This is a genomic window from Streptomyces sp. NPDC031265 (assembly GCF_055570295.1).
Window position 1 is genome coordinate 150,372 of the sequence record NZ_JBVIHM010000011.1, and the last position, 14,075, is coordinate 164,446.

10 protein-coding genes are annotated in these 14,075 nt (G+C 72.5%); 4 read left to right on the forward strand and 6 right to left on the reverse strand.

Annotation, left to right across the window (positions count from 1 at the left end):
• Positions 1-1,085, reverse strand: a 1,085-nt coding sequence (locus ACZ499_RS19075; protein ID WP_468676346.1) for an ABC transporter transmembrane domain-containing protein, incomplete at its 3' end; no start/stop codon positions are given.
• Positions 1,086-1,243: 158 nt separating this feature from the next.
• Between ACZ499_RS19075 and ACZ499_RS19080 the strand changes: the two genes are divergently transcribed.
• Positions 1,244-2,857 (forward strand): peptide-N4-asparagine amidase, encoded by a 1,614-nt coding sequence (locus tag ACZ499_RS19080; RefSeq protein ID WP_468676347.1) that lies wholly within the window; start codon positions 1,244-1,246, stop codon positions 2,855-2,857.
• Between the two features lie 49 nt (positions 2,858-2,906).
• Here the strand turns inward: ACZ499_RS19080 and ACZ499_RS19085 are convergent, their stop codons facing one another.
• The 3 genes from ACZ499_RS19085 to ACZ499_RS19095 all read right to left on the reverse strand — a co-directional run bounded on the left by ACZ499_RS19085 (position 2,907) and on the right by ACZ499_RS19095 (position 8,012).
• On the reverse strand, positions 2,907-4,340 hold the full coding sequence (locus ACZ499_RS19085) for a Gfo/Idh/MocA family protein (protein WP_468676349.1): 1,434 nt from the start codon (positions 4,338-4,340) through the stop codon (positions 2,907-2,909).
• A gap of 254 nt (positions 4,341-4,594) precedes the next feature.
• On the reverse strand, positions 4,595-7,555 hold the full coding sequence (locus tag ACZ499_RS19090; protein ID WP_468676351.1) for an FAD-binding and (Fe-S)-binding domain-containing protein: 2,961 nt from the start codon (positions 7,553-7,555) through the stop codon (positions 4,595-4,597).
• 13 nt (positions 7,556-7,568) lie between these two features.
• On the reverse strand, positions 7,569-8,012 hold the full coding sequence (locus ACZ499_RS19095) for a MarR family winged helix-turn-helix transcriptional regulator (RefSeq protein WP_385540140.1): 444 nt from the start codon (positions 8,010-8,012) through the stop codon (positions 7,569-7,571).
• Positions 8,013-8,182: 170 nt separating this feature from the next.
• On the opposite strand from ACZ499_RS19095, the gene ACZ499_RS19100 reads away from it, so the two are divergent.
• Entirely contained in the window at positions 8,183-9,988 is a 1,806-nt protein-coding gene (locus tag ACZ499_RS19100; protein WP_468676353.1) for an ABC transporter ATP-binding protein, read from the forward strand.
• 27 nt (positions 9,989-10,015) lie between these two features.
• Entirely contained in the window at positions 10,016-10,846 is an 831-nt protein-coding gene (gene mltG, locus ACZ499_RS19105; RefSeq protein ID WP_468676356.1) for an endolytic transglycosylase MltG, read from the forward strand.
• Positions 10,847-11,173: 327 nt separating this feature from the next.
• On the opposite strand, the gene ACZ499_RS19110 is transcribed toward mltG, so the two are convergent.
• Entirely contained in the window at positions 11,174-12,259 is a 1,086-nt protein-coding gene (locus ACZ499_RS19110; RefSeq protein ID WP_468676471.1) for an NAD(P)-binding domain-containing protein, read from the reverse strand.
• 624 nt (positions 12,260-12,883) lie between these two features.
• On the opposite strand from ACZ499_RS19110, the gene ACZ499_RS19115 reads away from it, so the two are divergent.
• On the forward strand, positions 12,884-13,303 hold the full coding sequence (locus tag ACZ499_RS19115) for a YjbQ family protein (RefSeq protein WP_468676358.1): 420 nt from the start codon (positions 12,884-12,886) through the stop codon (positions 13,301-13,303).
• Positions 13,304-13,354: 51 nt separating this feature from the next.
• On the opposite strand, the gene ACZ499_RS19120 is transcribed toward ACZ499_RS19115, so the two are convergent.
• Positions 13,355-13,942 carry a TetR/AcrR family transcriptional regulator gene (locus ACZ499_RS19120; RefSeq protein WP_468676360.1) on the reverse strand — a complete coding sequence of 196 codons (588 nt, stop codon included), beginning with the start codon at positions 13,940-13,942 and terminating at the stop codon, positions 13,355-13,357.
• Positions 13,943-14,075: the final 133 nt, after the last annotated feature.

The following is a 14,075-nucleotide window of genomic DNA, read 5'->3' on the forward strand; positions in this document are numbered from 1 at the left end:
GAAGGCCCTCTCGTCACGGGCCGGCCGAACCCCCCCCGCTCCACCCCCCCCAGAGACACCCCCCCCCCCTCCCCCCCCCCCGGGTCCGTGGCCCTCTGCAGCGCCAGCACGCGGGCCGCGCGCTTGGCCGAGGGCCGCGAGAAGGAGTACGCCATGGCGATCTCCTCGAAGTGGCGCAGCGGGAACAGCATCAGCGTCACCGCGCTGTAGACGGTGACCAGTTCGCCGACCTGGATCCGGCCGTCGCGGGCCAGCGCCGCCCCGTACCAGACCACCGTGATCAGCAGGACGCCCGGGAGCAGCACCTGGACCGCCGAGATCAGCGACCACATGCGGGCGCTGCGCACGGCGGCCCTGCGGACCTCCTGGGAGGCCTCGCGGTAGCGGCCGAGGAAGAGCTCCTCGCCGCCGATGCCGCGCAGCACCCGCAGCCCGGCCACGGTGTCCGAGGCCAGCTCGGTCGCCCGGCCCGCCTTCTCGCGCTGGGTGTCGGCCCGCCGGGTGGCGGGCGGCAGCAGCGGCAGGACGGCCAGGGCCATCACGGGCACGCCGGCGGCGACCACGACGCCGAGCGCCGGCTGGTACAGCACCAGACCGACACAGATGATCACCAGTGCGATGGCCGCCGCAGCGAACCGCGACAGCGCCTCCACGAACCAGCCGATCTTCTCGACGTCGCCGGTGGAGACCGCGACGACCTCGCCCGCCGCGACCCGGCGCGTGAGCACCGAGCCGAGCTCGGCGGTCTTGCGCGCGAGCAGTTGCTGCACGCGGGCCGCGGCCGTGATCCAGTTGGTGACCGCGGTGCGGTGCAGCATGGTGTCGCCGACGGCGATGGCCGCGCCCATCAGCGCGATGAGGCCGCCCGCGAGCGCGAGCCGCGTCCCCGAGCGGTCGATCACGGCCTGGACGGCGACGCCCACGCCGAGCGGCAGCCCGGCGATGCCGCACTGGTGCAGCAGCCCCCAGGCCGTCGATTTGAGCTGCCCGCCGAGTTGGTTGCGGCCCAGCCACAGCAGGAACCGGGGACCCGAGCGGACGTCTGGTTCGCCTGGATCCGTATAAGGAAGATCGCGAATCTGCATGACGTCCCAAGGATCGGAAAGAGTGGTTCAAACCGTGCAAGGTTGGCCTTCCGAGAGGCCCCGGGGCAATCGATTTTTCCGCCCGGGCGGCCGGAACACGCCAAGACCGGCGGCCCGCCCCTGGTGCGCGGCGCCCACTCACGCTTCACTCCTGACGCATGAGACCACAGAGGATCATGTCCATGATCGGCGGGGTGGTGCTCGCCGCCGGAGCGCTGCTCGGCGCGGGCCCGGCCGCGGCGGCCGCACAGCCGGCCGAGCCCCCCGCCGAGTTCGGCACCGACTGGCACGACCCGGTCACCGCCGCGCCGCCGGTCGCCGTCCCGCACACCCGCAGCTGCCAAGTCACCCTGGCGCGGGCGCAGTTCCGCGACTTCACGCCGTACAAGGGGAGTTACGCGCCGCCCACGGGGTGCGGCGACCGGTGGAGCAAGGTGGTGCTGCGGCTCGACGGCAACGTCAAGGGAAGGCAGTACGACCGCCTCGGCTATCTCCACGTCGGCGGCGTCGAGGTGCTGCGGACCTCCACCCCCGAGCCCTCGCCGGACGGCATCGCCTGGAACGTCGAGAAGGACGTCACCCGCTACAGCGACACCTTCCGCTCCGAGCAGCCCGTCGAGATGCTGATCGGCAATGTTGTCGACGAGACGTACACCGGCGTCATCGACGTCAAGGTCACGCTGACGTTCTACGCGGCCGAGGGCCGCGTGAAGCCCGCCGCCGCGCCGGACAAGGTGCTGCCGCTCGACGGCACCGCGCTGACGACGCCGCGCAACTCCGAGCGCATCGTCGCCGAGGTGTACGCGACCGGCTCGGGCGGCGGCTGCGAGGAGTTCTGGTACCTCGCGGTGCCGGACCCCGCGCCCTACTCCTGCAAGGCGGCCGCGGGGCCCAACCGCGAGGTGCGGATCAAGGTCGACGACCAACTCGCCGGAATCGCCTCGCCGTTCCCGAACGTATGGACCGGCGGCTGGTCCAACCCCTTCCTCTGGTACGTCGTCCCGGCGCCCCACGCCTTCGACGTACGGCCCATCGAGTACGACCTGACGCCGTACGCGGCGCTGCTCAACGACGGCCGCGCGCACCGCGTGGAGGTGTCCGTCGCCGGGGTCCCCGAGGGACAGTCCGGCTGGTCGGCGCCGGTCAACGTACTGGTCTGGCAGGATCGGGGCAGCGAGGTCGTCACCGGGGCGCTCACCCGCCACGAGGAGAGCGCGCCCACCGGCTCCACGGCCTACACGCCCGGAGCCGAGATGCGCCTGGACGCCAAGGCGGGCCACCGGCTGACCACGGCGGGCCATCTGAACACCTCGCACGGCCGGGTCACCACCACGGTCGCCCGCAGCGTCGCCGCCGACACGGTCCACCGCTGGACCGAGGGCGAGAACGCCGACTCCCTGAAGGGGAGTTGGACCGACGACAGCGCGGTCACCAGGGACGGGCGCGGCCCGGCCGTCACCGCGCGCGTGCACCGTACGTACACGATGGACGGCGCCACCACCATCGGCGCGGACGACCGGCTGCGGACCGTGATCACCCTCGGGGACCGCGCGGACACCGCCACCCTGCGCGGCGGCCGGGCCACCTCGTGGTCGCACCTGGACGACACCTACCGGGGCGACGCCTCCTGGACCCTGAACGTCCCGCGCGACCAGCGGCACGCGACCGGCACCTCCGCCGAGCGCTACCGTCTGACCGGCTCCGACGGCTGCTACGAGCGCAGCCTCAAGACCGCCCAGGGCGACCTCATCGAGGACCTGCGGCGCTGCTGACGGGGCGGTGCGGGGCCCGTGCTCGCCGCCAGGCACGGGCCCCGTGGTCTCAGGCCTCCGACGGCTTCTCGGAGTCCGTTCCGGGGCGGGACCTGTGCCACTCGCCGCGGGTGAAGTCGGGGATCTGCTGGGGCGCGCCCTTCGCCTTGAGCGAGAGGTGGCTCAGCGGCACCGGCGCCGACCAGGTGGCCGCGTCGTACACGTCGAAGTCCGGGACGAGGCCGAGGCGCATGCACTGCATCAGCCGGAACACCAGCATGTAGTCCATGCCTCCGTGCCCGCCGGGCGGGTTGGCGTGCTCCTTCCAGAGCCAGTGGTCCCAGTCGGTGTACTTCGAGAAGTCGCCCCAGTTGTCGTCGTGCTGGTCCGGCTCGATGTAGATCCGCTCGGGGTAGTCCTCGAATAGGCCCCTGGTGCCGCCGAGGCTGTTGATCCGGCTGTAGGGGTGCGGAGTCGACACATCGTGTTCGAGGCGGATCACGCGGCCCTTGGCCGTCTGCACCAGGCTGATCGTCCGGTCGCTCTCGATGTACGACTCCTTGAAGCTGGGGTCGCCCGCGGGCATATGGGCCGCGCGGTACTCGGCCAGGCCGAGCGCGGGCGTGCCGACGCTGACGATGGACACCACTCTGTCGCCGCGGTTGACGTCCATGTAGTTGGCGACCGGGCCGAAGCCGTGGGTGGGGTAGAGGTCGCCGCGCAGCCTGGTGTGCCACAGGCGACGCCAGGGCCCCTCGTAGTACTTCGGGTCGAACATCAGGCCGCGCAGATCGTGGATGTACGCGCCCGCGCCGTGCAGCAGCTCGCCGAACTTGCCCGCGTGCGCCATGCGCAGTACCCGCATCTCGTTCCTGCCGTAACAGCAGTTCTCCAGCTGCATGCAGTGGCGTCTGGTGCGCTCGGAGAGGTCGACCAGCTCCCACAGCTGGTCCAGGCGCATCGAGGCCGGGCACTCCACGCCCGCGTGCACCCCGTTGAGCAGGGCCGCCTTGGTGATGTCGAAGTGGGTGTCCCAGGGCGTGGCGATGTGTACGAAGTCGATGTCGTCGCGCTTGAGGAGCTGTTCGTAGTCGTGGTCGCCGTTGAGGTAGACGGCGGGCGCGGGCTGGCCCGCCGCGGTCACTTTGGCGGCGGCGCTCTCCGTCTTGGCCTTCACCGGGTCGCAGAGCGCCACGACCCGTACCCCGGGGACGGCGAGATACAGGTCGATCATGCTTCCGCCGCGGTTGCCCAGGCCGATCAGGCCCACCCGGACCGTGGAGCGCCGCTGGAACGGCACCCCGATCATGGTCCGGCCCTGGCGCTTGGGCGCGGGCGCCGCCTGGGCCCCGGCCGGGGTCTGCGCGGTCTGCCCGGTCTGCTCTGCGGCGGAGGCGCTGCCCGTGCCCAGGCCGCCGACGCCGATCCCGGCGCCCGCGGCCCCCGCCGTCCACAGGACGGAACGTCGGCTGATGTCGTGGTTCTGCGGAGCTGCGTCGTTCATCGAGTCTCCTGGGAAGAGAGAGAACTGATTTCTGCGCGGCGTTACACGAACCTCGGTAAGGACCATGGTTGTTGGGGCTGCTGCCGCGCAAGGGGGCCTGTCGACGCTGGGGGCCGCCCCGGGAAGGTACACCGCTGCACCACGTCACGGTACGTCCGGATACGCCCGGGTCGTGGGAGGCGCGGGGAAGGGGCACGGACGGGCCGTTGACGGCTCGTCAGTCCTGCTGCCCTGCGCGCGGCAAGGGCGCCGGGTCAGGTGCGCCGCAGATACTCCGGGCCGGGCCGGGTCGCGCGCTCCAGCTCCAGCAGGACGGAGACATAGGCGCGGCCGGTCGCCCGCTCCATGCCGATCTCGCACATCCGGTTCGCGGAGAGATGGACATCGAAGTGACGGTCCGTCACCTCGGCGGCCTCCCGCGCGGTCGCCGCCCCGGCGAGCTCCTGGTGGAGCATTCCCCGGTCGCCCGCGAAGGCGCAGCACCCCGCGTCGTCCGGCACCACGACCTCCTCCGCACAGCCTCCGGCGACGGCCCGCAGCTGCGCCTCGTCGCCCAAATGCCGCATGGAGCACGTCGGATGGAGCACAGCCGAGCGCGCCCTGCGCACCACGGTCAGCCGCGGCAGCAGCTCCTCGGCGGCCCACACCACCGAGTCCACCACGGTCAGCGCGGCGTGCAACTCCCGGTTGTCCGCGGTGAGATACGGCACCACCTCGTGCGCGATGCCCAGGGCGCAGGAGGAGGCGTCGACGACCAGCGGGAGCGTGCCGCCGGCCGTCCAGCCCCATGCGGCCTCGACGATCCGGTTGGCCATCACGGCGTTGCCCAGCTCGTACCCCTTGGAGTGCCAGATGGTGGCGCAGCAGGTGCCCGCCACGTCCTCGGGGATCCACACCGGCCTCCCCGCGCGCGTGGCGAGAGCCACCACGGCCTGCGGAAGCGACGGGCCGCGGTGGCCCTGGGGCTCCCCGAAGATGCGGTTGACGCACGCCGGGTAGTACACGGCGCTCGCGCCGACCCGTCGCGTACGGGGCAGGGCCCGGGCGGCGGCGCCCGGGATCTGGGGCAGCCACTCGGGCACCAGATCGGGGCGTACGGCCTTGCGGGCGAGGCCCGTCACGCGCGCGAGGGCGCGGTCGCCGAGGCGGTCCCCGATGGTGCGGGCGGCGGCCACCGCGAGGCGCGCCGAGGCCTCGACGGCCTTGAAGTGACGGGCGGTGAGGGCGGCGCCCCGCTCCTCGCGCGGGCTGTGCCGCAGATGGCGGAAGCCCTTCATCAGGGCGCCGGTGTCGATGCCCACCGGGCAGTCGAGCGCACAGGTCGAGTCGCCCGCGCAGGTGTCCACGGCGTCGTATCCGTACGCGTCGAGCAGCGCGTCCTGGACGGCCGAGCCGTCGCTCTGGCGCATCATCTCCCGCCGCAGCACGATCCGTTGCCGGGGTGTGGTCGTCAGGTCGCGGCTGGGGCAGGTCGGCTCGCAGAAGCCGCACTCGATGCACGGGTCCGCGACCCGCTCCACCTTCGGGATCGTCTTGAGGCCGCGCAGATGGGCGTGCGGGTCGCGGTCGAGGACGATCCTCGGCGCGAGCACCCCGTCGGGGTCGATGACCTGCTTGGTCCGCCACATCAGCTCGGTGGCCCTCGGCCCCCACTCCAGCTCCAGGAACGGCGCGATGTTGCGGCCGGTGGCGTGCTCGGCCTTCAGCGAGCCGTCGAAGCGCTCCACGGTGAGGCGGCAGAAGTCGTCCATGAACGCCGCGTACCGCTCGACGTCGGACGGGTCGGCCGCGTCGAACGCCAGCAGGAAGTGGAGGTTGCCGTGGGCCGCGTGGCCTGCGACGGCCGCGTCGAAGCCATGGGTCTTCTGGAGCGCGAGCAGCGCCTCGCAGGCCTCGGCGAGCCGGGCCGGCGGCACCGCGAAGTCCTCGGTGATCAGGGTCGTACCGGCCGGGCGGGAACCGCCGACCGCCGTGACGAACGCCTTGCGGGCCTTCCAGTACCCGGCGATCGCCCCGGCGTCCCGGGTGAACACGTTGGTCACCGAGGCGACCGGGGCGACCAGGTCGAGCCCGGCGAGCACCTGGGCCGCGGCACGCTCGTACGCCTCGCGGCCCGCCTCGTCCGGCGCGCGGAACTCCACGAGCAGCGCGGCCGTCTCCTTGGGCAGCGCGGCCCAGTCGGCGGGGACGCCCGCCACGCTCACCGAGGCGCGCAGGGTGTTGCCGTCGATCAGCTCCACGGCGAGCGCCCCGGCCTTGTTGAACAGCGGCACCGCGGCGGCGGCGGCCGGGAGCGCGGGGAAGAAGAGCAGTGCCGTGCTGAGGTGGCGCTCCAGCGGCAACGTGTCGAAGACGACCTCGGAGATGAAGCCGAAGGTGCCCTCGGAGCCGACCATCAGCCCGCGCAGGATCTCCACCGGCGTCGAGCCGTCGAGGAACGCGTCGAGCCGGTAGCCGTTGGTGTTCTTGATCGCGTACTTGGCGCGGATCCGGGTGGTGAGCTCCGGGTCCGCCTCGATCTCCGCCTTCAGCGCCAGCAGGCCCGCGCACAGGCGGGGTTCGGCGTGCGCCAGGTCCTCGTCGGCGCGCGGGTCGCCGGTGTCGACCACGGTGCCGCTCGGCAGGACGAAGGTGAGCGAGGCGACCGTGCGGTACGAGTTCCGGGTCGTGCCCGCCGTCATCCCGGAGGCGTTGTTGGCGACGGCCCCGCCGATCGTGCAGGCGAGCGCGCTGGCCGGGTCGGGGCCGAGCACGCGGCCGTGCCGGGCGAGCGCCGCGTTGGCCCGCGCGACCGTCGTGCCGGGCCGGACCCGGGCGCGGGCGCCGCCGTCCAGGACCTCGACACCGGCCCAGTGGCGGCGCACGTCCACCAGGATGTCCTCGCCCTGTGCCTGGCCGTTGAGGCTGGTCCCGGCCGCCCGGAAGACGACCTCGCGGCGCTTTCCGCGCGCGTACGACAGGACGGCCGAGACGTCGTCGATGTCCTCGGCGACCACCACGACCTGGGGGACGAAGCGGTACGGGCTGGCGTCCGAGGCGTACCGCACCAGGTCGGAGACCTTCCACAGCACCTTGTCGGCGCCGAGCAGGGCGGTCAGCTCGCCGCGCAGCGGCTCCGGGGTGCCGCCCGCGAGCCGGTCCGGGACCCGGTCGGGGGACTCGGTGCGCCGCCCGGAGGGGCGCAGGGCTTGCGGCTTCGGCTCCAGGAGCGGCATGCGGCGGATCCCCTCAGCAGCGGCGCTCCGGCACTCCGTCGACCAGAGCGGACAGCAGACCGCCGAGCACCTCGCGCTGGCCGGTGGTCAGGGGCGCCAGGATCTCCTCCGCCGCGCCCCGGCGCGCGCCGCGCAACGAACGCAGCGTCGCCCGGCCGGTGTCGGTGAGCTCGATGCGCACCACGCGGCGGTTGGTCGGATCGGGGACCCGGCGCACGTTGCCACTCTCCTCCAGCGCGTCGACCAGGGTGGTCACGGCGCGCGGGACCACCTCCAGACGGGCGGCGAGATCGGCCATGCGGGGCGGGCTCTCGTAGTGCGCGACCGTCCGCAGCAGCCGGGACTGGGCGGGGGTGATGCCGACCGGCTCCAGGTGCTGCTTGTGGATGCGGTGGAGTCGGCGGGTGAGCCGGAGCAACTGCTCGGCCAGCACGCCGTCGGCGTCGGTGGTGCTCATACGGGAACAATATCAGGACCTAGTGCATTGTGAGCATAGGTAACAGTGAGCTATGCTCCACAAAGTCAGAGTCCTGCCAGTGGCGTCGCCGCGGTGACTGCGAGTCGCAGTGAGAGTCGCAGTGGCCGTGAGTGGCGCCGTCCTGCCGTCTCACCCCTTCGAAGGAGCCCATGCACCCCGAGGAATCCTCCTGGACGCCCCCGCCCCGTGACCGCGAAGAGCCGCCCGCCCAGACGCGGCGCATCCTGCGGCTCTTCCGCCCCTACCGCGGCCGGCTGGCCGTCGTCGGCCTGCTGGTCGCCGCGTCCTCACTCGTCTCGGTCGCCTCGCCGTTCCTGCTGCGCGAGATCCTGGACGTCGCCATCCCGCAGGGTCGCACCGGGCTGCTCAGCCTGCTCGCCCTGGGCATGCTCGCGACCGCCGTCGTCACCGGCGTCTTCGGTGTCCTGCAGACGCTGATCTCGACGACCGTCGGTCAGCGCGTCATGCACGACCTGCGCACCGGTGTCTACGCACAGCTCCAGCGGATGCCGCTCGCCTTCTTCACCCGGACCCGGACCGGCGAGGTCCAGTCCCGCATCGCCAACGACATCGGCGGCATGCAGGCGACCGTCACCTCCACCGCCACCTCGCTCGTCTCCAACCTCACGGCCGTCATGGCCACCGTCGTCGCCATGCTGGCCCTCGACTGGCGGCTGACCGTCGTCTCGCTGCTCCTGCTGCCGGTCTTCGTCTGGATCAGCCGCAAGGTCGGGCGCGAGCGCAAGAAGATCACGACCCAGCGCCAGAAGCAGATGGCCGCGATGGCCGCCGAGATCACCGAGTCGCTGTCGGTCAGCGGCATCCTGCTCGGCCGCACCATGGGCCGCGCCGACTCGCTCACCAAGTCCTTCGCGGCCGAGTCCGAGCGCCTGGTCGACCTCGAAGTGCGCTCCAGCATGGCCGGGCGGTGGCGGATGTCGACCATAGGCATCGTCATGGCCGCCATGCCCGCCGTCATCTACTGGGCCGCGGGCCTCGCCCTGCAGTCCGGCGGCCCCGCGGTCTCCATCGGCACGCTCGTCGCGTTCGTCTCGCTCCAGCAGGGCCTCTTCCGGCCCGCCGTGAGCCTGCTCTCCACCGGGGTGCAGATGCAGACCTCGCTCGCCCTCTTCCAGCGCATCTTCGAATACCTCGACCTCCCGGTCGACATCACCGAAACCGAGCACCCGGTCCGTCTGGAGAAGGTCCGCGGCGAGATCCGCTTCGAGTCGGTCGACTTCAGTTACGACGAGAAGAGCGGCCCGACGCTCAGCGGGGTCGACCTGGCCGTCCCGGCCGGCGGCAGCCTCGCAGTCGTCGGCCCCACCGGCTCCGGCAAGTCCACGCTCAGCTACCTGGTGCCCCGGCTGTACGACGTGACGGGCGGGCGGGTCACGCTCGACGGCGTCGACGTCCGCGACCTGGACTTCGACACCCTCGCGCGCGCGGTCGGCGTGGTCTCCCAGGAGACCTACCTCTTCCACGCCTCCGTCGCCGACAACCTGCGCTTCGCCAAGCCCGACGCCACCGACGAGGAGTTGGAGGCGGCCGCCCGCACGGCCCAGATCCACGACCACATCGCCTCCCTGCCCGATGGCTACGACACGGTGGTCGGCGAGCGCGGCTACCGCTTCTCCGGCGGCGAGAAGCAGCGGCTCGCCATCGCCCGGACGATCCTGCGCGACCCGCCCGTCCTCATCCTCGACGAGGCGACCAGCGCGCTGGACACCCGTACGGAACACGCCGTGCAGCAGGCCATCGACGCGCTCTCGGCGGGCCGCACCACGATCACCATCGCGCACCGGCTCTCCACCGTCCGCGACGCCGACCAGATCGTCGTACTGGACGGCGGCCGGACGGCCGAGCGCGGGACGCACGAGCAACTGCTCGACCAGGAAGGCAAGTACGCCGCGCTGGTGCGCCGCGACGCACGGCTGGCGCCGGTCGCCTCCTGACGGGGGCCGCCGGGATAGCGTGCCCGTATGACGGAGTCCACGCCCAGGTCCGGACCCCGGACCCGGTTCACCCGGCGCGGTCGGCTGCTCCTCGGCGCGCTCGGCCTGCTGCTCGTGGTGGGGGCCGCGGTGCTCGTGCTGGTGCTGCGGGAGACCGGCGGCAAGGTGAAGTCCCTGGTCGTCCCGGAGGGCTGGCGGGCCGGGCAGGTGTACGCGGCGGTCGACAAGAGCCTCGGGGTCGAGGCGGGCACCACTCGCCGGGCGGCGTCCGAGGCGGGGCTCGCCCTCCCGGCCGACGCCCGTGGCAACCCCGAGGGCTATCTCTTCCCGGCCACCTATCCGGTGACCAGGAAGACCACACCGGGCGGGCTGCTCGCCTATATGGTCGACACCGCCAACAAGCGGTTCGGCAAGGACCACATCGGCGCGGGAGCCCAGCGGCAGGGAATGACGGTCTATCAGACCGTGGTCGTCGCCAGCATCGTGCAGGCCGAGGCCGACACGGCGGCCGACATGGGCAAGGTCTCCCGGGTCGTCCTCAACCGGCTGGCCAAGGGCATGCCGCTGCAGATGGACTCGACGCTCAACTACGCGCTCAACCGCTCCACCCTGACCACCACCCACGCAGACATCCGCACCGACAGCCCGTACAACACCTATGCGCGCGGCGGTCTGCCGCCGACACCGATCGGCAACCCGGGGCAGCAGGCGCTGAACGCGGCGATCGCCCCGCCGCCGGGGGACTGGCTCTACTTCGTCACGGTGGCCCCCGGGGACACGCGCTTCACGGCGGACTATGCGGAACAGCAGCGGAACGTGAGGGAGTTCAACAAGCTCCGGAGCAACTCGGGGGGCTAGGGCCTGTCGTCGGATTCCCACCTGCCCCGCGAGGCCTGGCGAGCTCCCCCGAGCTCTTCGAGCAGGGGGACCCTCACTCGCCGCACCGGGCGAGAGCCCAAGTACGTCCAGTGCGAGGACTTCCGCCCGGCACTCCCCCGAGCTCTTCGAGCAGGGGGGACCTCCAGAGCACGCACCAGACGCCGCAGGGCCGCCCTTCGGGCGACGACGGGAATGTGACGACAGGCCCTGGCCCAGCCGCGTCCCTGCTGTTCGGGGGCGCGGGGCTGTGACATTGTGCGGCTCCGCCGCGTGGGCGCGACCAGCCCAAGACGGCCCGCAGACGCATCACGCCACTTCCAGTGGCGGCGCACTCAGCAGCGCCTTGATCTCCCGAACAGCGGCGCGCCCAGCGCGATTCGCCCCGATCGTGGACGCGGAGGGTCCATAGCCGACCAGATGCACCCGCTCGTCCCTGACGGCCCGGGTGCCGTCGATCTGTATGCCACCCCCGGACGCCCGCAACCTCAACGGCGCCAAATGGTCGATCACGGGCCGAAACCCGGTAGCCCAGAGGATGACGTCCGCGTCCACGACCCGCCCGTCGTCCCACGCCACCCCACTCGGCGTGATCCGGTCGAACATCGCCAGCCGGTCCAGCACACCGTTCTCGCGCGCCGCGCGGATCGCGTCGTTCACCGGCAGACCGGTCACCGACACCACACTCGTCGGCGCCAGCCCCTGGCGTACGCGCTCCTCGACCATCGCGACCGCCGCCCGCCCCCACTCCTCGGTGAACGGGCCCTCCCGGAAGACGGGCGGGCGCCGGGTCACCCAGGTGGTGGCGGCCGCGTAGTCGGCGATCTCCATCAGGTGCTGGGTGCCGGAGGCGCCACCGCCGACCACGACCACACGCTGACCCGCGAACTCCTCGGGTCCCGGGTAGTTGGCGGTGTGCAGTTGTCGCCCCCGGAACGTCTCCTGGCCCGGGTAGCGGGGCCAGAACGGCCGGTCCCAGGTGCCGGTGGCGTTGATCAGCGCGCGCGTGGCGTACACGCCCTCGGACGTCTCGACGCGCAGCCGCCCGCCCTCGCCCTCCCGTACCGCGCTCACCTCGACCGGCCGGTGCACCCGCAGACCGAAGGCGTCCTCGTAGTCGGAGAAGTACTCGCCGATCACCTCCGAGGAGGGCCGGGCCGGGTCCGCGCCGGTCAGCTCCATGCCGGGCAGCGCGTGCATGCCGTGCACCTTGCCGTACGTCAGCGAGGGCCAGCGGAACTGCCAGGCGCCGCCCGGCCGGGGCGCGTGGTCGAGGACCACGAAGTCGCGGTCCGGGTCGAACCCCGCCCGGCGCAGATGGTAGGCGCCGGACAGACCTGCCTGTCCGGCGCCGATGACCACCACATCCACGTCCTGTGCCCCGAAGTCGTTCACGGTTCTACCAACCAAGGGGGGTGTGTGGATCTTCCCGGAGGGCGGCGACCGCCCTACCGACCCCCCTCCCACCAGCAGTGGAGCCCCGCCGGGAGCCGAGGCCGGGCATCCGTTGGCCGCCGGTGCGCCGAGCAGCGGGGAGGCCGGGATCGTCGGCGGCAGGCCTCGCGCGGCGAGCTCGGGGGTGACGCCCTCGCCGAACCAGTACGCCTCCTCCGGATGCGGATAGCCCGAGAGCACGAAGTGCTCGATTCCCAGGTCGTGGTACTCCTCGATCCGGTCCGCCACCTCGCCGCGGCTGCCCACCGGCGCGGTGCCCGCGCCGCCCCGCACCAGGCCAACCCCCGCCCACAGGTTCGGGGAGATCTCCAGCTTGTCGCGCTCCAGTGAGCCGCCGTGCAGCGTCAGCATCCGCTGCCGGCCGACCGACTCGCTCTTGCCGAGCGCCTGCTGGGCGGCGGCGACCGTCCCGGGGCGAGGGCGTCGAGCAGCCGGTGCGCCGTCGCCCCCGCCTCGCGCGCCGAATCGCGCGAGATGGTGTGCAGCCGGGCCGGCCAGGACCCGGTCGATGCCGTCTCGCCGGCCGGACGCGCGGTCCTGCCGGATGGGCGCGAGGATGGGGCCATGTCCGTCTTCACCACGCGCGTCCTGCACCTCACCACCGGAACGTCCGAGACCGTCACCGATCTGACCGGGGAGTGCGAGCGGTTCCTCCGTGAGGCGTCCGGCGGCGGCGACGGCCTCCTGAACGTCTTCGTACCCCATGCGACGGCCGGGATCGCGGTCATCGAGACCGGCGCGGGCAGCGACGACGACCTGCTGGCCGCCCTGCACATGCTCCTTCCGGCGGACGACCGCTGGCAGCACCGCCACGGCAGCCCCGGCCACGGCCGCGACCACGTACTGCCCGCCCTGGTGCCCCCGCACGCGACGCTGCCGGTGGTCGCGGGGCGGCTGGAGCTGGGGACCTGGCAGTCGGTGTGCCTGGTCGACACCAACAGGGACAACCCCGACCGGCAGGTGCGGCTGAGCTTCCTCGGCTGAGCTTCCCGGGGCCGGGCTCCGGCTGGGCCTCCCCGGGCCGGGCTTCCTCGGCTAGTGGCGCGCTCCGGTGCCCGGCGCCCCCGCCCGCAGCCCGTCCATGACGAGGTCGAGCAGGCGTCCGGCGCGGGCCTGCCAGTCGCCGTGCGGGTCGATCTGCCAGAGTCCGGCGATGGCGAGGACGAAGTCGTCGGGGGTCACGCCCGGGCGGATGGTGCCGGCCTCGTCGTTCGCGTTCAGGAGCAGCGTGACGGCCGCGGTCACGGGTTCGTGGCCGAGCCCGGCCAGGGTGCCCCGGGCGGTGGCCTTGCGCATCGCGTCGGCCAGTCCGGCCTTGGCCATCGCGTACTGGGCGAGGCGGTCCATCCATTCCCTCAGGGCCCGGTCCGGGGGGCGGGTTTCGAGGAGCTGGGCCGCGGTGTCGGCGACCTGCTGCACCTCGTACCGGTAGACCTCCAGGACGAGGGCCTCACGGTGGGGGAAGTGGCGGTAGAACGTCCCCTGCCCGACCCCCGCCTTCTTGGCGATCGCGCTCAGCGGGGCGTCGGCCGAGCGGGTCAGCTCGGCGAGCGCCACCTCCAGGATGCGCTCGCGGTTCCGCTGCGCGTCGGAGCGCAACGGCGCGTCCTTCTTGTGCTGCACTCGTCCTCCTTCCGCGGGCGCGGCGTCCCGGCGGGACACCCCGGCGGGTTCGGCTCTTGTGAAACGGACAGCTGTCCGTTAGGTTTCAAGAGATATGCGGACAGCTGTCCGTTTAGGTCCACCATAGCGGCAG